Source organism: Lutimonas vermicola (genome assembly GCF_038433205.1).
Taxonomy (GTDB): Bacteria; Bacteroidota; Bacteroidia; order Flavobacteriales; family Flavobacteriaceae; genus Lutimonas; species Lutimonas vermicola.
Window position 1 is genome coordinate 148,723 of the sequence record NZ_JBCDNA010000001.1, and the last position, 19,385, is coordinate 168,107.

The window sequence follows — 19,385 nt, forward strand, 5'->3', positions numbered from 1 at the left end:
AATCCTTTTAAGGATCATTGTAAAAAGTTTATCCTATTTTAATATGCTTTTTTTTTCTACTTTTTTTGTTTTGGGAACTTCATTCTGTAAGCAACATCAATATTTCCCTTTGAGATATTTTCTAACTTCTTTTTTAATAAACGCTTTTTAAGACTAGACAATTTATCAGTAAACAAGATACCTTCAATATGGTCGTATTCATGCTGAAATATTCTTGCTGCTAACCCTGTAAGCGTGTCTTTTTTATGTACAAAATTTTCATCCTGGTATTCAATCCTGATGGTTTCATTCCTAAAAATATCCTCATTGATATTTGGGATACTCAAACAACCCTCGTTAAAAGCCCATTCCTCACCGTCCTCTTCAATGATTCTTGCATTGATGAAAATTCGGTTAAAATCCTTTAGGTAGCTTTTTTCTTCTTCTTCAAGGGCATCACTCTCTGCAAATGGTGAAGCATCGATTAAAAAAAGTCTGATGTCTTTTCCAATTTGGGGAGCAGCGAGCCCAACACCTTCGGCATTTTTCATGGTTTCTCTCATGTTCACGATCAACTCATCCAGATTAGGGTAATCTTTGTTGATTTCTTTCCCCACCTTGCGAAGTACAGGATCTCCATAGGCCACAATAGGTAATATCATATTCTTAACTTATTTATTATACAGATAAGACTGCAGTATGATTGTGGCACTGATCTCATCGATAAGCGCCTTATTTTGTCTTTGCTTCTTTTTTAACCCGCTGTCAATCATGGTTTGAAAGGCCATTTTTGACGTAAATCTTTCATCAACTCTTTTGATGGGAATATCGCTGAATATTTTGGCTAATTTACTTAGAAAAGGCCTAATGTGCTTTTCACTTTCCGATACAGTATTATCCATCTGTTTAGGTTCACCCACTAAAAAGAGTTCTACCTTTTCAAGCTTTATATATTCTTTCAAAAACTCGAAAATTTCAGCGGTAGGAACCGTTGCCAAACCGGAAGCGATAATCTGCATTTCATCAGTAACCGCAATTCCAATTCTTTTTTCGCCATAATCCAGGGCTAAAATTCTTGACATTCTTATAATTTTTGCAAATTTACCTCTTTTTTGATTTAAAAGAATATAAAAAAAATGGATTTTTTATTTTGTGCTTTTTTATATTTGCGACTTAATAAAGCCTTATGAACGATTTACGTCAAATAATTGAAAATGCCTGGGACAACAGAGAACAATTAACAGATGCTAAGGTACAGGATGCCATTAGAAAGGTGATTGACCTGTTGGATGTGGGAGAATTAAGAGTTGCAGAACCGGCAAATGATGGCTGGCAGGTAAATGAATGGGTAAAAAAGGCGGTTGTATTGTATTTTCCTATCCAGAAAATGGAAACCCTTGAGGTAGGAATTTTTGAGTATCACGATAAAATTCCATTGAAAAGAGGGTATAAGGAAAAAGGGATCAGGGTAGTACCTCATGCCGTTGCCAGACATGGGGCCTTTATTTCAAAAGGGACGATTTTGATGCCAAGTTATGTGAATATTGGCGCCTATGTTGATGAAGGCACGATGGTAGATACCTGGGCCACTGTTGGAAGTTGCGCTCAGATAGGAAAAAATGTTCATTTAAGCGGAGGTGTAGGTATTGGTGGTGTATTGGAGCCCCTGCAGGCAGCACCCGTGATTATTGAAGATGGTGTTTTTGTTGGCTCCAGATGTATTGTTGTTGAAGGTGTAAAGGTAGAAAAAGAGGCTGTGTTAGGGGCGAATGTTGTACTGACCATGAGTACCAAAATTATTGATGTCACCGGAGATAAACCGATTGAAATGAAGGGGAGGGTTCCTGCCAGGTCGGTTGTGATTCCGGGAAGTTATACTAAAACTTTTAAAGCCGGTGATTATCAGGTGCCTTGTGCTTTGATCATAGGAACAAGAAAGGAATCCACGAACAAGAAGACCTCGTTGAATGATGCGCTTCGCGAATATGATGTGGCAGTATAATTTAGCATACCAGCATAAGATTGACTTCATTGGATTATGGCTTCTTTGATTATTAAAAGTTGTAATTTGAACTGAATTACCTTGTCCATTTCATTTTATCTGAAGAAAAAAGTTGGGAGAGAAAACTAATGACTTTTATAAAAATCATAGTTTTTAATGATTCTATAAGGCTTATAAGTTAGAAGCGCTATCAATTGCCAGATAGGACGAATGACTTCCCTTATTATTTTTTTATACTGTGGCATTTTTTTATGCTGAATGGTCGAACCTCCTATATTTTTGTCGTTACTGGTCACATAACTTTTATTGGTTGTTAAGACAGGTGTTTTATGCTTAAAAACATCTTGTTTGATAACATCAATTGGAGAGTAGTAAGATGTTAAATGTTTTGACATGGTTATTGCCGCTTTTTTACCAATAATTTGACCCGTTGTCCGCAGTGAAGGAACTAAATACTTTGTAGTTAAATGATTAGAAGAAATTTTGTAAAAACCTTTTGTTCCTGAAATATCTACAAAATCTTTGTCATTTATAGATTGCAGCAATTCTTTTAATTCGTTCGGAAAATTTTCGTTTACCAGCGCGTCATCTTCTAAAATAATCGCAAAGTCTTCTTCTTGCCTGGCTATAATTTTCCATAAATCAAAGTAGGTTTTAATTAAACCTATCTCCCCGTCATTTAAATTAGGATAATGCGTTAAAAGATTGTGTTGGTTTTTGACTTTTTTCAAGAACAATTGATCCAATTCTTTTCCATAAACGGCAGGCATTCTTGTAATTGAAATATTAAAGTTTTTGAATTGGGTTTCCATAAACACCCGGCGTTGGATACTTTTATCCAAATTGATGTAATAAACTTTAAATAAACTCATAATTTACCTAATCTTTGGAAACAATATCTTTAAGATTATCGATATCAAATTATATTGTTGCAATCATTATTTTTAATATCATTTTTGTAGATCAAAGCCTGCCATTAATGGAGATTGCTATTTTCTGTTGAATTCGGATGCGCCAAAACTTTCGATAATCATTCATTCCCCTTTTTGAATCCCATAAGGACTAAAGGTTATTTTATTTTTTTTGACACTTGAACGAATCTCTAGATTTTTATCAATGGATTCTTTGGTTTTATACCCTCTTTTATGATCGAGGTGAACACAAATAGCACTATATCTCAATTGTTTACCTTTGATGCCCAGGTTCATCAGGCGCTCGCCCAATTCCCTGTCCTGTCCGCCATATTGCATACTTTCATTAAAGCCATTCACTTTTAAAATATCTTTTATCCAGCCGGAAGAATTATGACCGTTCCATGTTGCCTTAGTGGTCGTAAACCTGTTCAGCATATGTTCCTTGACTCCCTGGGAACTCAATTTATTATTTTTAAATGAATTTTTTAAACCTTGCTTTTTGAGCCATCCGAGATCGAAACATTTTTGTGAATGTATATCCTCTTTGGTGATGGCTTTAGAGATGTTCATAGGGAGTTTAAAATACCCTCCAGAAACAAAATACCCCAATTCTTTATTGTCCTCATGAACCTGAAGAAAATCATTTCTTGGAATACAGTCTCCGTCACTCATAACAATATAATCTGCGTTACAGGCTAAAAGAGCTTTATTCAAAATTCTTGATTTTTGAAACCCATCATCTTCCTGCCATACATGAATAATAGGATAAAATACTTCCTTTGCCATACGAGCTATTAAATCTTTGGTTTCAGGTCCCGAACCATCATCGGCAATGACCATCTCAAAATTTTTAAATACCTGGTTTTGATAGCCCCAAAGTACCTTTTCCAACCATTCGACAGCATTATAAGTACTGATGATCACTGATATGTGTATATTTTCCATGGATTATTATTTTGGAAGCGTTATTTTTCTCCTAATTTAGCCGCAAAGTTACTACTATGAATTTTATAAAGAAAATTCTTTATGGTTTAATCAAGAAAAACAGGCATCTACCTATGGAATATTATGCCAGGATATATTATGAATATTATCACGGTGAAAAGCTTGATCTTAAAAACCCTGTAAAATATATTGAAAAACTTCAGTGGTTGAAGGTGTATTTTCATCCTCCGATTTTAAACCAGTTGGTTGATAAATATAAAGTAAGGAGTTATGTTGAAGAAAAAATAGGGCCTTCTTACTTGAACGAGCTGTATCAGGTTTGTGATGGTTTTAATGACATTGATTTTGAAGCTTTGCCTGAAAGTTTTGTCGTTAAGGGTACGCATGGTTCTAATATGCACATGATAGTTAAGGATAAACATAAATTGAACAAGAGAAAGTTAAAATTCAATACATACAAATGGAAGAGAAAGAACCTCTATTATTTATCGGGTCAGGAATGGGCTTATAAAAATGTCAAACCCAGGATTATTATTGAAAAGTATTTGGAAGATGACCAGGGTGAGTTATTGGATTTTAAGGTTTTTTGTTTCAATGGTAAGGCAAAATTCATTCAAGTCCATAAATATGCTGAGGGTTATAAATGCCTTGCGCACTTTGATCTGAACTGGAACAAACTAGCGGTCACCAGTCAAAATATGAAAGCCTATGAAGGTGACATAGAAAGGCCCGAAAATTTGGATAAAATGGTTGAACTGGCCTCAAAATTAGCAGATAAACTTCCTTTTGTTCGTGTTGATTTGTATAATGTTAATGGAGAGGTGTTTTTTGGGGAATTAACACTTTATCCATCAGATGCCAGAAAAAACTTTTTTCCCGAATCGTTTAACAAAAAAGTAGCGGATTACCTTATTTTACCAGAAATTACTGCAGGAAAAAAGGAAATCACAAGTATCCCATGAAAGAAGAAATCAACCGATCTTTGCATATTTTAGCATCAGGCGGAACGCTGATCTATCCCACTGACACTATATGGGGATTAGGCTGTGATGCCACAAATCAAGCTGCTGTTAAAAAGATATATAAGATCAAAAACAGGTCTGAAAGCAAGAGTTTGATCATCCTTGTGGACGGAATGGATATGCTAAGGGCCTATGTGGGTTTTGTTCCAGAAGTGGTAGATAAATTTTTGAAAACGAATATAAAACCCATAACAGTGATCTATAGCCATCCCAAAGGCTTGGCCCCGAATGTTGTCGCTGCAGACAATACAGTAGCTATAAGGGTGGTTCAAAATGATTTTTGTAAAGCCTTGATTCGAGAATTCGGGAAACCCATAGTTTCCACTTCTGCAAATTTTAGTGGTGCGCCTTCCCCGTCAAGTTTGGATGAAATTGATCCTTTACTTTTGAAACAAGTAGATTATATAGTAAATTTGCCGGCAGCCGAATCGAAAAATGCGGCTTCTCAAATCATTAAACTGAATGATCTCGGTGAGATCGAGTTCCTTAGAAAATAGTATGCTACAATTGAATACTGATTTTAAAAAAGCAATTTCACTACCTGCTTTCGATTATATAGCTCAGGCTGCAGATACCTTGCAGGTGGAAACTTATGTGATTGGGGGGTATGTGCGAGATTTTTTACTGGAAAGAGAAAACCCAAAAGATATTGATGTAGTCGCTGTAGGAAGTGGTATTGGCCTTGCCAACAAAGTAGCTGAAATAATGCCTTTTAAACCAAAAGTACAGGTTTTTAAGACCTATGGAACGGCCATGCTTAGATTCAAGGACCTTGAAATTGAGTTTGTGGGTGCGCGAAAAGAATCTTATGTGGAGCATAGCAGGAACCCCATGGTTGACAGAGGGTCATTACAGGATGATCAGAATCGCAGGGATTTTACCATAAATGCAATGGCGATTAGTTTGAATACCTCAGATTATGGCGCCTTACTCGACCCGTTTGACGGGATAAGCGATCTTAAGAATAAGGTGATCAGAACACCGCTTGATCCGGATATTACCTTTAGTGACGATCCCCTGAGAATGATGAGGGCCATTCGTTTTTCAAGCCAGTTGGGTTTTGATATTGAAGAAGAGTCATTGAAATCGATCAGCAGGAATGCCAAAAGGCTTCAAATAGTGAGTGAGGAAAGGATAGTGGATGAGTTGCATAAGATCATGTTGAGCAAGAAACCCTCTGTTGGTCTTAAACTTTTATTCCAAACGGGTTTATTACCATTTATACTTCCGGAATTAGCTGACCTACAAGGCGTGGAGCAAATCAAAGGGCAAAAGCACAAGGATAATTTTTACCATACCTTACAGGTAGTTGATAATATTTCGGAAAAGACCGATAAGCTTTGGTTAAGATGGGCGGCTTTATTACATGACATTGGTAAGGCACCTACTAAAAAATTTGACAAGAAAGTGGGCTGGACCTTCCACGGCCATGAATTTATAGGCTCTAAAATGGTAAAAGCTATTTTTAAAAGGCTGAAAATGCCCTTGAATGAGAAAATGAAATATGTTCAAAAGATCGTGATGATGAGTTCAAGGCCCGTGATACTGGCCGAAAATGTAACGGATTCTGCCGTAAGAAGACTGATCTTTGATGCAGGTGATGACCTTGACGACCTGATGACACATTGTGAAGCTGATATCACCACTAAAAATAAAGTCAAGGAAAAACAATACCTGAATAATTTTACTTTGGTCAGACAGAAGATCAAAGAAGTAGAGGAGAGGGACCATGTGAGAAATTTTCAGCCGCCTATTTCGGGAGAGCTTATTATGGAAACCTTTAATTTAACGCCGTGCCGCGAAATTGGGATCATCAAGGATGCCATCAAAGAAGCCATACTTGAGGGTGAGATCACCAATGATTACGACGAAGCCTATGACTTTATGATAAAAAAAGCCGAGGCCATCGGATTAAAAAAATAAAATCTTAGTTTAAGATACTTCTTGAAATAACTAATTTCTGGATTTCAGTAGTGCCTTCGCCAATGGTGCAAAGTTTGGCATCCCTGTAAAATTTCTCAACAGGAAAATCTTTGGTATACCCATAACCACCATGAATTTGCAAGGCTTCATTGGCTACTTTCACGCAAACCTCAGAGGCATACATTTTAGCCATGGCGCCTATCTTAGTCATTTTTTTACCTTTAATTTTATCGTGTGCGGCTTTGTGCAACAACAATTCAGAAGCTTCAATTTCGGTGGCCATATCTGCAAGTTTAAAACCGATAGCCTGAAATTTACTAATAGATTGACCAAATTGTTCTCTTTCTTTTGCATATTTTAAGGCAGCTTCATAAGCTCCTTTTGCAATACCCAAAGAGAGTGCACCAATAGAAATTCTTCCTCCATCCAAAACTTTCATGGATTGAATAAATCCTTCACCTACTTCTCCCAGAATATTATCTTTGTGTACACGACAATTCACAAATATCAATTCTGCAGTTTCTGAAGCTCTCATACCCATTTTATCTTCCTTTTTCCCAGAAGAGAAGCCAGGTGTTCCTTTTTCAATGACAAAAGCAGTCATTCCTTTGGAATCTCCCTTCTCACCGGTTCTGACTATGACCACAGCCACATCACCACTGATCCCATGGGTAATAAAATTTTTGGCACCATTGATCACATAGTGATCACCTTCTAAAACCGCAGTTGTGCTCATACCGCCGGCATCACTCCCTGTATTGTGTTCGGTAAGGCCCCAGGCTCCTATCCATTCTCCATGAGCCAATTTCGGCAGCCATTTCTTCTTTTGATCGTCATTGCCAAATTCAAGGATATGATTTGTACACAATGAATTGTGGGCTGCAAGCGATAAGCCAACAGACGAGTCCACCTTTGAAATTTCCTCGATAACGGTAATGTATTCGTGATAATCCATGCCACTTCCTCCGTATTCCTCGGGCACCAAAACGCCCATGTATCCCATGGCGCCCAATTGGTGAAAAAGTTCTTCCGGAAAGGTCTGGTGCTCATCCCAATCCATCATAAATGGTTTGATATGTTTCTTCGCAAAATCTCTGATGGAGTGCGCTATAGTATTCCTTGTTTCGGACATTTCAAAATTCATAGTCGGGGTTTTTATTCCGCCGACAAATATAAGGCTATTCTATCATATTTTTCTATCGGGAAAGAGTCAATTTTTTTTAATTCATCCAGGCTTTCAAAGAAATCATTTTGATCTCTGAACTGACAAATCTTTTTGGTAAGATGATAATCTAAATAAGGCGTTCGGAGTAATTCTTTAAAGCTTGCAGTATTGATGTTAAGCTTTTTTAATTGGGGAGGCTCTGTCACGGTGAAGTATTGCAGTATTTTTTTTGCTGTTTGTTTTTTAAGGTAATAGACCTCATACAATTGCTCATCTGAAGAATAGCCCTGTAATAATTTTTTATAGGCAATAATTCGTTTCGCCATCTTTAGATCGACACCTGAAACACTTTGAAGGTCTTCTGTCGTCGCCCTGTTGAGATCCCTAACTTCAGAAGGAAGAACTTCCTTTTTAAATGTTTCCTTATCGGATGCTTTCTTTTTTATCCAATTGGGAAATTTAAAATACGGTGAAATAAGAGCTGATAAGCTGTCATTTACACCGGTTATTTCTTGAAATTCGGCTACACTGTTCACAAACTTTCCCTTTTCTCTAAAAGCAAACAGGCGATCGATTTGATCTGTATTGAGTCCTAACTGATAGGCTTTAAAATCAGTGAGGTAATTAGGGTTAAAAGGGTAAATCTTGGTTTTGGGAGATATTTTTTCTAAGGTTTTTAGCGAATCCACTTTTAACTGAATCAGAGCGAATTCCTGATCATTGAGATCTTCGTTACTTGAAAAATCAATAAAGTATAAGGCAAGTTGAACCGAGAATAAGATCACAAACAAAAATAAAATCCCATTTCTTTGGCTTTTGGTATACCAGAAATGGGATTCGATGAATTTCATTAAATGACTCTTTATGATCTAGCTTTTAAGGATTTTATGGCATCAGTATATCTGATCATTTCTTCTTTTACTTTAGGAAACAACAAGACCAGCCCGATCATATTTGGGAACACCAGTGCGAGAATCATAGCATCTGAGAATTTGATAACAGCATCAAGCGTTGCAGAGGCCCCAACAACTACGAAGATCAGGAACATGATTTTATAAATGATATCAGCAGTTTTTCCTCTCCCGAACAGGTATTTCCATGATTGAAGGCCATAATACGACCATGAAATCATGGTTGAAAACGCAAACAATATAATGGCAATGGTAAGAATATAACTAAACCCGGGTAACACGGAGTCAAAGGCCATTGATGTTAGATCCACACCTCCAATGTATTGTCCTGTTTCACTGAGCATTACGGCACTGTTTTTTGAGTTTCCATAATCAAATGCACCTACATCCATATTAAAGAAAATAATAACAAGCGCTGTCATGGTGCAGATAACTACTGTATCGATAAAAGGTTCCAATAGGGCAACAACCCCCTCGCTCGCAGGATATTTTGTTTTTACAGCCGAGTGTGCTATTGCAGCCGATCCGGCACCTGCCTCATTTGAAAAAGCAGCCCTTTGAAATCCTACAATAATCACACCTAAAACTCCTCCCAGGCCTGCCATAGGATTGAAAGCGCCCGAGAAAATCAAAGAAAAAGCATCTCCAAGATATTTAATATTGGAAAAGATAATGATCAATGAGGCGACAACATAAATAATGGCCATTAAAGGGACAATTTTTTCAGTAATCTTTGCAATCCTCTTGATACCACCTATAATCACAATTCCAACGAGAATTGCCATGATGAGTCCGATGACAAATCCTGATGCACCTCCGGTTAATCCCAGCATACTCACAATTTGAACAGCAGCCTGATTCGATTGGAAGGCATTTCCTCCTCCAAAGGAAGCCCCAACGCATAAAACAGCAAAAATCACGGCAAGTATTTTTCCGAGGACTGCTTTGTTCTGACTCTCCAAACCTCTTTTCAAATAGTACATTGGCCCTCCATAAACGGTTCCGTCTTCGCCAACATCACGATATTTTACACCCAGCGTGCATTCCACGAATTTTGACGACATTCCAATTAAACCACATACGATCATCCAGAACGTGGCACCCGGGCCTCCCACAGCAATGGCAACGGCAACTCCGGCAATGTTTCCAAGTCCTACAGTACCTGAAACAGCCGTAGCCAGTGCCTGAAAATGACTTACTTCTCCATCTTTACTCTCATCGGCGATTGTGTCAACCAAATCACCGTCAACAATATTCACGTCTGATTTTTCAACGCCATGATGGTCAATCTCGTCATATTTACCTCTCACTGTATTGATCGCCAGCCTGAATTTTGAAACTGCCGGGAAACCAAAATAAATTGTGAACATGGTGGCTCCGAAAACAAGCAGTAACAACACAAATGGAATATCGTTACCTGCAATATGAATTGGAGTGAGTACAGTATTTTCCCACCAAGTGGCAACAGGCATAAATTTTTCATTTATTTCTTCATCCAGCCCTTTTTCCTGAGCAATGCTCAACATTGGGGTTAAAATCAATAAAAACGGAAGTATTTTTTTAAACATGAGTGCTTATGATATTTTGAATTAGGATTGCAATATCCAAAAAATAATACCTTATGGCAAAAAAAATGCCCTAAAATGTTTTAGCTGCAGCTGTATTAATTTGAAGAACCAGCGCCGGACCAGTTAAACTGAATGGCGAATTGATGATTCTTTATTAGATTCAACTATTGATGCAGGCAGCATACCACTGGTAAGCATAAATTAAGAACATCGTATATTGTGCACTGATGTTTGGGATAAGAATGCAATGTAAAGCGTTTAAATTATCCTGATATATGACATAAATGCAATGACATGAAAATAAGAAAAGTCTTGGTGCTTGGGGCCTCCTTAAAGCAAGATCGCTATTCGAACAGGGCCATAAGAAAATTGGCGGCAAATAATTTTTGGGTGGTTGGATTGGGCCTTAGGGAAGGAGATGTTTCGGGTATAAAAATTCATACCGAGCAATTTGATATTGAAGATCTCTATGCAGTAACCATTTATATGAATGCCTATAACCAAGAAGAATTTTATGATTACCTGGTTGGCTTAAAACCTCAAAAAATCATCTTTAATCCCGGAGCAGAAAATAGTGAATTTGAATCTGTACTGAAAAATCAGGGAATCCCCTTTGAAAGGGCTTGTACACTGGTTTTGCTGAGTATGGACCAGTTTTAACGTGTCACGGTGATCTCTTTACCTGCTTCTGCAAGTTCCACAGGCTCAAATACCTGATGAGCCTCCTGAAGAAACAATTCCAGGCTTTTGTACCTGCTGGAGTAATGACCCAGAAGCAGCTTTTTCACGTTGCTCTTCCTGGCAATGGTACCGGCCTGTTTGGCTGTACTGTGTTTGGTTTTAAGCGCGAGTTGATGATGTTCCTCCAGAAAAGTTGACTCATGGTATAAAAGATCAGTTTCTTTTATGAGAGGCACAATACTCTCGGTGTATTCCGTATCGCTGCAATACGCATAAGAAAGTGCTCTGGGAGGATCATATGTAAGTTCTTTATTCAGAATAATACTGCCGTCCTGACATATAAAATCCTTTCCATCCTTTAAATTTTGATAGTCACAAATATCTATTTCCGGATAGTTGTCAATACTTGACATATTTAATTTTCTGGGCCGGTTTTTTTCCTTAAATAAAAATCCGTTTGTATAAATCCTGTGTTGAAGGGGTATGGTATGTACCTGAACTTTATCATTGTCAAGAATTATCTCGCTTTGACTGGCAACAAGTTCGTGAAAGTGCAGGGGGTATTCCACCCATGAATTAGACAGTTTAAGTTGCAGGAGTATAATTTCTTTTATTCCTTTTGGGCCGTATATGTGTAGCTCAGTATTCCTGTTAAGCAGATTGAACGTTGAGATAAGACCGATCAGGCCAAAGAAATGATCACCGTGAAGATGTGAAATAAAGACGTGTTTTATCTTCGAAAATTTGATTTTGTATTTTCGTAATTGCCTTTGGGTACCTTCACCGCAATCAATTAAGAAGCAATCATTATTCATCTCTAAATATTGAGACGTTGTGTGCGCCAAACTTCTTGGCGTTGCCGAATGACAGCCTAATATGGTGAGTTTAAAACTCATTTAATCACGATCCTCTTTGAGATAACTTTGGTCTTAGTCTTTAAACTGTATATATAAATACCCGATTCGAGTTCATCTCTAAAGAAGGTGATGGAATTGTACCCTTTTTTTGCCTTTTGTTTTTCAGCATAAACGGTATTTCCGAGCAAGTCCTTAACGAGAAAATCCATTTCAAATTCTTCGTCTGCCAGGAATCTGATTCTTGTAGCTACGCTGAAAGGATTGGGTGATGCCACAACTTCGTGGATACCAATCAAGGCGCCTTCAAGGATTTCCAGATCCTTAGTATCATCTTCTTGTGCAAGAAGTGCTGTGGAAAAGGTTAATAAAAAAATAATAGAGAGTAGTTTTTTTACCATAGATTGTATTTATATTCCTAAATCACGTTCAATATCTTCAATTTCAATAATATCTTCAGCTTCTTTCAAGGTTGGGACAGCTACTATTTCATCAGGGATTTCATCGAACTCTATTCCCTTACATACAATGACAAAAGACTTGTTATTTTTTCTATGCGTTTCACTTAACTGCGAAAATAGCAAGATTTTATTTAAATCAATGTTAATAATACTAGAAAAATCTAAAATCAGATTTACATTTTTAAAGTTAGTATTATTTTTTAAAAATTGCTTAAAAAAATCTTTAAATCCTTCTACGTCCGATTCAAGTTCATTCTCTGTTAGCGATAGTCTATAATAACGATCTGTTTTATCAATCTTCATATTTTAAATCTTTTAATCACGTCTGATTTGTTGAGCCAATAAATAGATTACTGCCATTCTGATCGCGACTCCGTTCTCAACCTGGTTTAAAATTATGGATTGTTTCGAATCTGCAACATCACTGGTCAATTCAACCCCCCTGTTGATCGGGCCGGGATGCATAATTACAATCTCTTTATCGATGCTGTCTAATAACTCTTTATTAATGCCAAACAGCTGGGTGTATTCTCTGATAGAAGGGAAGTATTTTACATCCATTCGCTCGTGTTGTACCCGCAGGACATTGGCAACATCACACCATTCCAATGCCTTTCTAAGGTCTTTTTCATAGCTCACTCCCAACTTAGTGATATGCTTTGGAATAAGTGTTGTAGGACCACAAAGTTTCACTTCTGCTCCCTGTAGTAGCAAGGCATATATATTCGAAAGCGCAACCCTTGAATGAAGTATGTCTCCGATGATCACCACTTTTTTTCCTTGAACACCCCCGAGTCTTTCCCTTATTGAATAGGAGTCAAGCAAAGCCTGGGTAGGATGTTCATGTGCACCATCACCTGCATTGACAATCTTGGCATCAACATGTTTTGATAAAAAGTCACCGGCCCCTTCATTCGGATGCCTCATCACGATGATATCTACTTTCATAGATAATATGTTATTTGCCGTATCAATAAGTGATTCCCCCTTTTTGACTGAGGATTGCCCGGCTGAAAAATTAATGATATCTGCAGATAACCTTTTCTCAGCGAGTTCAAAAGAAAGTTTGGTACGCGTGCTGTTTTCGAAAAATAAATTCGCTATAGTGATGTCTCTAAGAGAAGGAACTTTTTTGATGGGTCTGTTTATAACCTCCTTAAAATGATCGGCTGTATTGAAAATCAAATTGATGTCTTCAATATTCAGATGTTTTATCCCAAGTAAATGGGATACACTTAATTTAGCCATTTCTTTTATTACAATTGAATTTAATAATCAAGTTTTATATGTTTTAAGTATATGTTCAAACCTATATCACATCCGGACGCACAATACAAACCTTATCTTTTGGATCGTTCTCTTTCCATTCTACTTTAACCTGTTCATCTTTAATCACATCCACCTGACGTCCTTTGTAATCGGGCTGTATCGGAAGATGCCTGCTAAAACGTCTGTCAATCAGTACCAGTAATTCAATGTTTTTTGGCCTTCCAAAGGCCTGTATCGCTGTTAATGCAGCCCTGACGCTTCTCCCTGAAAAAAGAACATCATCAATAAAAACCACATCTTTATGGTCAACAATAAAATTGATGTCAGTGGTGCTGGCGCTCAAAGGGTCTTCTCTCCTCCTGAAATCATCACGGTAAAAAGTTATATCGAGTTTACCCAGTTTGATGTCTTTGACATGGTAATCTTCAGTCAAAATTTTTACAAGCCGATTTGCAAGAAATATACCGCGGGGCTGTATTCCGATTAAAATAGTATTGCTGAAGTCCTGATGATTTTCGATGAGTTGGCAAGCCAAACGATTAAGAATAATAAAAATTTCTTTTTCGTTAAGTAAAGTCTTTTTGGCCATAATAGCATTAAAGGCATTAAATATTGAACAAAGTTACAGTTTTTTTTGTGACCAAAAATAAAATTTTAAGGTGTTAATTAAATTGTTAAGAAAAATTAGACTTTCAATGCTCATGGGCTTCAATTGATGCTATTTTAGTATCAATTAAAAAGCCAATATATGCAGCATTTTTCAAATAACAATGATAACCAGTCCTTATCAAAATTTGAATTGATGTTAAAAACCAATAGCGTATATTTTTTTGATTCCAACGAGTTCGAAGAGATCATCTTATTTTACGTTGACAGTGGAAAATTCTCTTTGGCAAAAAAAGCACTTCATTTAGGTCTTTCTCAGCACCCGACTTCAGTCATCTTAAAACTGATTCAGGTAGAACTTTTGATTTTGGACGAGAAACTGGAGAAGGCAGAAAAAATGCTCGATCAATTACAGGAGATTGAACCTTCCAACGAAGATATATACATACAAAAGGCGGCCATTTTCTCTAAAAAAGGAAAGCATAAACAGGCAGTGGACAATCTTAAAATTGCGCTCCTTTATGCTGATGAAGATGCCGAGATTCTTTCTATGATAGGTATGGAGTATCTGTTTTTGGAAGATTTTGACAGGGCCCGGTTTAATTTTGCCAAAAGCCTTGATGTTGAATATGAAAATTATTCATCATTGTACAATATCATCTACTGCTTCGATATGATGAAGAGACATACGGAGGCCATTGAATATTTAAAAAAGTATATAGAAAAGGATCCTTACAGTGAGATTGCCTGGCATCAATTAGGGAGACAGTATTATATCGTATATGATTACCAGCAGGCCTTACAGGCATTTGAATATTCTATCTTGATTGATGAGGAATTCATAGGGGCACATTTGGAAAAGGCAAAGACTTTGGAAGAACTGGGTCGTTATGAGGAAGCCATAGATTTTTACCATAAAACGATGGAATTGGACACGCCTACTTCATTTGCATATCTTCGAATTGGTAAATGTTATGAGAAGTTGAATTCAAGGCGCGATGCCATTGATTTTTATAATAAAACAGTAAATGAAGATCCCCTTCTCGACAAAGGGTGGCTGGCACTTACTGATATTTTTATCAGTAATAAAAACTACCATAAAGCATTATTTTACATCAATAAGGCACTTAGTATTGATGAGGAAAACAATTTGTACTGGCATAAATTTGCAGAGATTAACCTTAAGTTAAATCTCTTTGAAGAAGCTGCGCGGGCTTATTACAAATGTATCGGATTACAGGATGACAGGATTGAAGTTTATCTGGCTCTTGCTGATGTACTTCATTTTTTGGGTGAATTCCATGAGGCTGTCAGGGTCTTATTAGATGCACGTGAGGTGTATAAAGACCAGGCTGAAATCAGCTACCGATTGGCCGGATTGCATTTTTTAGTTCAAAAGGAAAAGGAAGGAATGTTTTTCTTTGAAAATGCTTTAAAATCAGATTATGATTATCTGGAAGTTTTCAAAGAATTGTTTCCCATTATTATGGACCATAAAGAGGTGCGATCAATGGTTTCCAGATTCAAAGATTCACAAGATTCATAATACTTCGCATTCATTTCTTTTAGCCAAATTATGTGCTTAGCACTGCGCTATTTTAGTTATATTTGGTTCCTGAATTTTTAGCGGTATATTTTGGGAAAAAGAACATTGAAAAATTATTTCGTGATTACCTTAAAAGGTGTTGCAATGGGAGCAGCTGACGTCGTTCCGGGTGTTTCTGGTGGCACAATAGCTTTTATTTCAGGTATTTATGAAGAATTGATTGATTCTATAAGCAAAGTCAACCTCAAAACTTTAAAGCTTTGGAAGCAGGAAGGTTTTTTGTCAATGTGGCGGGAACTCAATGCTAACTTTTTAGTGTCATTGCTCATTGGTATCGGTTTAAGTATCGTAACCCTTGCAAAATTGATAAGGCATTTGCTCGAAAATCATCCTATTTTGATATGGTCGTTTTTTTTTGGTCTCGTCCTGGCCAGTATCATATATGTGGCAAAACAGATCACCAGATGGAACCTGGGGGGGATTATTTTACTGTTAACAGGAACCTTTGTAGCCTATTTTATAACCACGCTATCTCCTCAAACGGCTGATGCCTCCTACCCATATGTTTTTATGTCGGGAGCATTGGCGATTTGTGCCATGATACTTCCGGGGATTTCCGGAAGTTTTATCTTGCTGCTTTTGGGAATGTACAAGCCGGTTCTTGATGCCATTCATTTTAGGGATTTTGGTTTATTGGCTACACTCATGTTGGGAGCCATAGTAGGCTTACTTTCATTTTCAAGATTATTGAAATGGTTGTTTGATCATTATGAAAACCTTACCCTGGCTTTGTTAACGGGCTTTATAGTGGGGTCTCTCAATAAAATATGGCCTTGGAAAGAAGTCCTGGTATCCGAAATGATCAATGGTAAGCTGAAGGTCCTTGACGAAAAAAGCGTACTCCCTTTTTCTTATGAAGGAGATCATCAACTCGGCCTGGCTTTGCTATTGGCGGCTTCAGGATTCTTGTTTATTTTATTTCTGGAGCGCATGGCTAAAAAAAAGAAGGAATAGATGGCAGAGAAGACGAGAACATTTTGGGATAGAATACTGCTCTTTATTAAGGGGGTTGCCATGGGTGCCGCTAATAAGGTCCCAGGTGTTTCAGGAGGGCTCGTTGCCTTTGTAACAGGATTTTACGAAGAGTTGATCTATTCACTTCAAAAGATCAATAGAAAGGCCTTTATCCTTATTATTAACGGAAGGTTTAAAAGTTTCTACCAGTATGTAAACGGCCGGTTTCTCTTACTTGTTTTTGCCGGGAGTACCTTTAGTTATTTCTCAGTTTCAAGGGTGCTGGATTTTTTGATTCAGAATTTCGAACTCTATGTATGGGCTACTTTTTTCGGGATGATTCTGGGTTCTATTTATTATGTAGCAAAGGATTTTAATGATTTTTCACGTATAAACATGATCAGCATGATATTGGGGGTGGCCATTGGCGTATCGATTAGTTTGATGAGTCCTGCCAAGGAAAATGATAATCTGTGGTTTGTGTTTTTTTGTGGAATGGTTGGGGTGTCAGGAATGACATTGCCTGGTTTGTCGGGTTCCTTTATCCTTATTTTAATGGGGAATTACGTGCTGCTTCTCGTGGATTCAGTGAATGAGTTGTATAAAACGCTGCAGGATATTTTCACCTTTAATTTTGATTTTGTGCATGACGAGGTAAGGATGCATTACTTAAAGATCATCGGGAGCTTTGGATTAGGGTCAATTTTCGGATTAGTGATTACTTCCCATATCCTTGGGTATATGTTAAAAAGGTGGCATCAGCTCATTACGGCCTTAATTATTGGGTTTATAGGTGGGTCCCTGGGCAATGTTTGGCCATGGAAAAGGACAATCTTCAAAATGGATGAAGAGAGCTATGTTTTAGACAGTATGGGCAATAAAATTATTGAAAATTACGTGAGGTATTTCCCTGATTTTGCAGATATCACAACCTGGTATGCCATTGTATTCATCCTTCTTGGATTAGGAATACTTTTGATCATTGATTGGGTTGGACCCAAAAAAGCGGTCAAATATTAATCTGTTACTTTGTTTATGCTTCATCATGATGTATAAATGGCATTCATAAGCAGCACCATTGCAATAATCACAACGGGTCCTATAATTCCAGCAAAAAGGCCCCCGGCCCGGAAATCTTTTTGCTCCAGTTTACCTGTGCTGAATGCTATGGCATTCGGAGGTGTTGAAATCGGTAAAAACAATGCTGCAGAAGCACTTAATCCAATCACTAAAGGAAGGATTACTTTATTGGAAGACACCAGAATAATTGCGATTGGTATCAATATGGTCGTCGTAGCCGTATTGCTCATAAAGTTTGAAAGAATGACTGTCAACAAGGAGAATACAATCATTAAAGCATAGATATTCAAGTTGTAATTGTTCAGCATTTTGACATAATATTCAGCCAAACCGGTTTCTTGTATTGCCAATCCTAAAGACAAACCACCGGCCACAAGCATCAAAGTATCCCATGGCAATTTTCTGATGTCATTTCCTGATACAATCCCCAATAGGGTTAACAGCATAATTGGCAATAGCGATACTGCAGATGCCTGTATTCCGTGTAAATTTCCTGTTAACCACAGTGTAAGGGTCAATAACAGAACACCTAATACTATTTTTCTTTTAATGTTAAAAATCCTTGAGTTGTTTGGGGTTTCATTATCAAGATCATTCAGAAAACTTAAATCAATTGTCGCTACCTTGGGAACAAACTTGTTGATCAGAAAAACCCAGAAAAGCAATACGAGGATAACAGCCACCGGAAAACCAATGATCATCCATTCTAAAAACCCGAACTGAATTCCTTGATTGCTTAAGGCATCTACTGCAATGGCATTGGGAGGGGATCCGATAATCGTACCCATGCCTCCCAGAGAAGCAGCTGCGGGAATACCTATGAGCAGTGCTTTTGACAAAGGCGAATCCTTATCAAGAGTATTTATAAAAGGAATAACTGCCGCGATCATCATAGCGGTTGTTGCAGTATTCGACATGATCATTGAGAATACCGCTGTGACCAGCATAATTCCCAGGAGAACATTTCTCGGCTTTGATCCGAATTTGGAAATAGTCATTTTAAATAGTGTTTTGTCCAATCCTACTTTTTGCATGGCTTCAGCCATCACAAAACCACCCAGCATCAACCAAATAACACTGTTCGACCAGGTCTGTACATATTTGGCAACATATTTTGAAGCATTTTCGGGATCAATTTCAGCATAATATCCACCAAGAGCAAAAACTAGAAAACCAAAGATCAATAAACCAACTGCAAAGGGAGGTACCGCTTCCGTGACCCATAATCCAATAGATAAAAAGAGCAGGAACAAAACATATACCTGTGACTGATCAAGATCAGGGGAGTTGATCCAGTAGGTGAGAACAAAAGCAAAAATGATACTCAGCAGAAAATAAATGATTTTCTGTTGTATGTCAACTACATGTTGAAATTTTTTTAAATACCGCATGGAAGCGGTCCTTGAATCAGCCATAAATTCAATCGTTAATTAGTACGTTGCAAA

21 protein-coding genes are annotated in these 19,385 nt (G+C 37.4%); 8 read left to right on the forward strand and 13 right to left on the reverse strand.

Features of this window, described 5'->3' with window-relative positions:
* Positions 1 to 56: 56 nt before the first annotated feature.
* The gene (gene def, locus AABB81_RS00680; protein WP_342157926.1) at positions 57 to 641 is read right to left on the reverse strand and encodes a peptide deformylase; all 585 of its coding nucleotides are present in this window, start codon (positions 639 to 641) and stop codon (positions 57 to 59) included.
* 9 nt (positions 642 to 650) lie between these two features.
* Positions 651 to 1,061, reverse strand: coding sequence for a Holliday junction resolvase RuvX (gene ruvX, locus AABB81_RS00685; RefSeq protein WP_342157927.1), 411 nt, complete (start codon positions 1,059 to 1,061; stop codon positions 651 to 653).
* A gap of 104 nt (positions 1,062 to 1,165) precedes the next feature.
* On the opposite strand from ruvX, the gene AABB81_RS00690 reads away from it, so the two are divergent.
* Positions 1,166 to 1,981 carry a 2,3,4,5-tetrahydropyridine-2,6-dicarboxylate N-succinyltransferase gene (locus AABB81_RS00690; RefSeq protein ID WP_342157928.1) on the forward strand — a complete coding sequence of 272 codons (816 nt, stop codon included), beginning with the start codon at positions 1,166 to 1,168 and terminating at the stop codon, positions 1,979 to 1,981.
* Between the two features lie 125 nt (positions 1,982 to 2,106).
* Here AABB81_RS00690 and AABB81_RS00695 read toward each other — a convergent pair whose 3' ends face one another.
* Both AABB81_RS00695 and AABB81_RS00700 read right to left on the reverse strand, forming a co-directional pair.
* Positions 2,107 to 2,853, reverse strand: a complete 747-nt coding sequence (locus tag AABB81_RS00695) for a glycosyltransferase family 25 protein (protein ID WP_342157929.1) — start codon at positions 2,851 to 2,853, stop codon at positions 2,107 to 2,109.
* Positions 2,854 to 3,015: 162 nt separating this feature from the next.
* Positions 3,016 to 3,840, reverse strand: coding sequence for a glycosyltransferase family 2 protein (locus AABB81_RS00700; RefSeq protein ID WP_342157930.1), 825 nt, complete (start codon positions 3,838 to 3,840; stop codon positions 3,016 to 3,018).
* A gap of 56 nt (positions 3,841 to 3,896) precedes the next feature.
* On the opposite strand from AABB81_RS00700, the gene AABB81_RS00705 reads away from it, so the two are divergent.
* From AABB81_RS00705 to AABB81_RS00715, 3 genes are read left to right on the forward strand one after another with little or no spacing between them, the layout of a single operon-like run.
* Positions 3,897 to 4,802, forward strand: coding sequence for an ATP-grasp fold amidoligase family protein (locus AABB81_RS00705; protein ID WP_342157931.1), 906 nt, complete (start codon positions 3,897 to 3,899; stop codon positions 4,800 to 4,802).
* Positions 4,799 to 5,359: an L-threonylcarbamoyladenylate synthase gene (locus AABB81_RS00710; RefSeq protein WP_342157933.1), complete on the forward strand. Its 561-nt coding sequence runs from the start codon at positions 4,799 to 4,801 to the stop codon at positions 5,357 to 5,359. Before AABB81_RS00705 ends, AABB81_RS00710 begins: the two co-directional genes overlap by 4 nt.
* A 1-nt stretch (position 5,360) precedes the next feature.
* A complete protein-coding gene (locus AABB81_RS00715; RefSeq protein WP_342157934.1) occupies positions 5,361 to 6,785 on the forward strand; it encodes a CCA tRNA nucleotidyltransferase in 1,425 nt (474 codons plus the stop codon).
* 4 nt (positions 6,786 to 6,789) lie between these two features.
* Here AABB81_RS00715 and AABB81_RS00720 read toward each other — a convergent pair whose 3' ends face one another.
* The 3 genes from AABB81_RS00720 to AABB81_RS00730 are packed head-to-tail and all read right to left on the reverse strand — an operon-like array spanning position 6,790 to position 10,429.
* Positions 6,790 to 7,929 (reverse strand): acyl-CoA dehydrogenase family protein, encoded by a 1,140-nt coding sequence (locus AABB81_RS00720; protein ID WP_342157935.1) that lies wholly within the window; start codon positions 7,927 to 7,929, stop codon positions 6,790 to 6,792.
* 11 nt (positions 7,930 to 7,940) lie between these two features.
* Positions 7,941 to 8,801 carry a ComEA family DNA-binding protein gene (locus AABB81_RS00725; protein ID WP_342157936.1) on the reverse strand — a complete coding sequence of 287 codons (861 nt, stop codon included), beginning with the start codon at positions 8,799 to 8,801 and terminating at the stop codon, positions 7,941 to 7,943.
* An 11-nt stretch (positions 8,802 to 8,812) separates the two neighbouring features.
* A complete protein-coding gene (locus AABB81_RS00730; protein WP_342157937.1) occupies positions 8,813 to 10,429 on the reverse strand; it encodes an alanine/glycine:cation symporter family protein in 1,617 nt (538 codons plus the stop codon).
* Between the two features lie 294 nt (positions 10,430 to 10,723).
* Between AABB81_RS00730 and AABB81_RS00735 the strand changes: the two genes are divergently transcribed.
* On the forward strand, positions 10,724 to 11,089 hold the full coding sequence (locus AABB81_RS00735) for a CoA-binding protein (protein ID WP_342157938.1): 366 nt from the start codon (positions 10,724 to 10,726) through the stop codon (positions 11,087 to 11,089).
* Here the strand turns inward: AABB81_RS00735 and AABB81_RS00740 are convergent.
* The 5 genes from AABB81_RS00740 to pyrR form a co-directional block, all read right to left on the reverse strand.
* Complete coding sequence (locus AABB81_RS00740; RefSeq protein ID WP_342157939.1) at positions 11,086 to 12,006, reverse strand: ribonuclease Z; 921 nt, start codon at positions 12,004 to 12,006, stop codon at positions 11,086 to 11,088. The genes AABB81_RS00735 and AABB81_RS00740 overlap by 4 nt on opposite strands.
* A complete protein-coding gene (locus AABB81_RS00745; protein ID WP_342157940.1) occupies positions 12,003 to 12,365 on the reverse strand; it encodes a T9SS type A sorting domain-containing protein in 363 nt (120 codons plus the stop codon). Before AABB81_RS00745 ends, AABB81_RS00740 begins: the two co-directional genes overlap by 4 nt.
* Positions 12,366 to 12,374: 9 nt before the next feature.
* Positions 12,375 to 12,728, reverse strand: coding sequence for a ribonuclease Z (locus AABB81_RS00750; RefSeq protein WP_342157941.1), 354 nt, complete (start codon positions 12,726 to 12,728; stop codon positions 12,375 to 12,377).
* Positions 12,729 to 12,740: 12 nt separating this feature from the next.
* Positions 12,741 to 13,673: an aspartate carbamoyltransferase catalytic subunit gene (locus AABB81_RS00755; protein WP_342157942.1), complete on the reverse strand. Its 933-nt coding sequence runs from the start codon at positions 13,671 to 13,673 to the stop codon at positions 12,741 to 12,743.
* Positions 13,674 to 13,734: 61 nt separating this feature from the next.
* Positions 13,735 to 14,283: a bifunctional pyr operon transcriptional regulator/uracil phosphoribosyltransferase PyrR gene (gene pyrR, locus AABB81_RS00760; protein WP_342157943.1), complete on the reverse strand. Its 549-nt coding sequence runs from the start codon at positions 14,281 to 14,283 to the stop codon at positions 13,735 to 13,737.
* Between the two features lie 159 nt (positions 14,284 to 14,442).
* Between pyrR and AABB81_RS00765 the strand changes: the two genes are divergently transcribed.
* From AABB81_RS00765 to AABB81_RS00775, 3 genes are all read left to right on the forward strand, one after another.
* Entirely contained in the window at positions 14,443 to 15,846 is a 1,404-nt protein-coding gene (locus tag AABB81_RS00765) for a tetratricopeptide repeat protein (RefSeq protein ID WP_342157944.1), read from the forward strand.
* 120 nt (positions 15,847 to 15,966) lie between these two features.
* Positions 15,967 to 16,860: a polyprenyl-phosphate transporter gene (locus tag AABB81_RS00770; RefSeq protein WP_342157945.1), complete on the forward strand. Its 894-nt coding sequence runs from the start codon at positions 15,967 to 15,969 to the stop codon at positions 16,858 to 16,860.
* Positions 16,861 to 17,880 carry a DUF368 domain-containing protein gene (locus tag AABB81_RS00775; protein ID WP_342157946.1) on the forward strand — a complete coding sequence of 340 codons (1,020 nt, stop codon included), beginning with the start codon at positions 16,861 to 16,863 and terminating at the stop codon, positions 17,878 to 17,880.
* Positions 17,881 to 17,903: 23 nt separating this feature from the next.
* Here AABB81_RS00775 and AABB81_RS00780 read toward each other — a convergent pair whose 3' ends face one another.
* Entirely contained in the window at positions 17,904 to 19,355 is a 1,452-nt protein-coding gene (locus tag AABB81_RS00780; protein WP_342157948.1) for an SLC13 family permease, read from the reverse strand.
* Between the last annotated feature and the right edge of the window lie 30 nt (positions 19,356 to 19,385).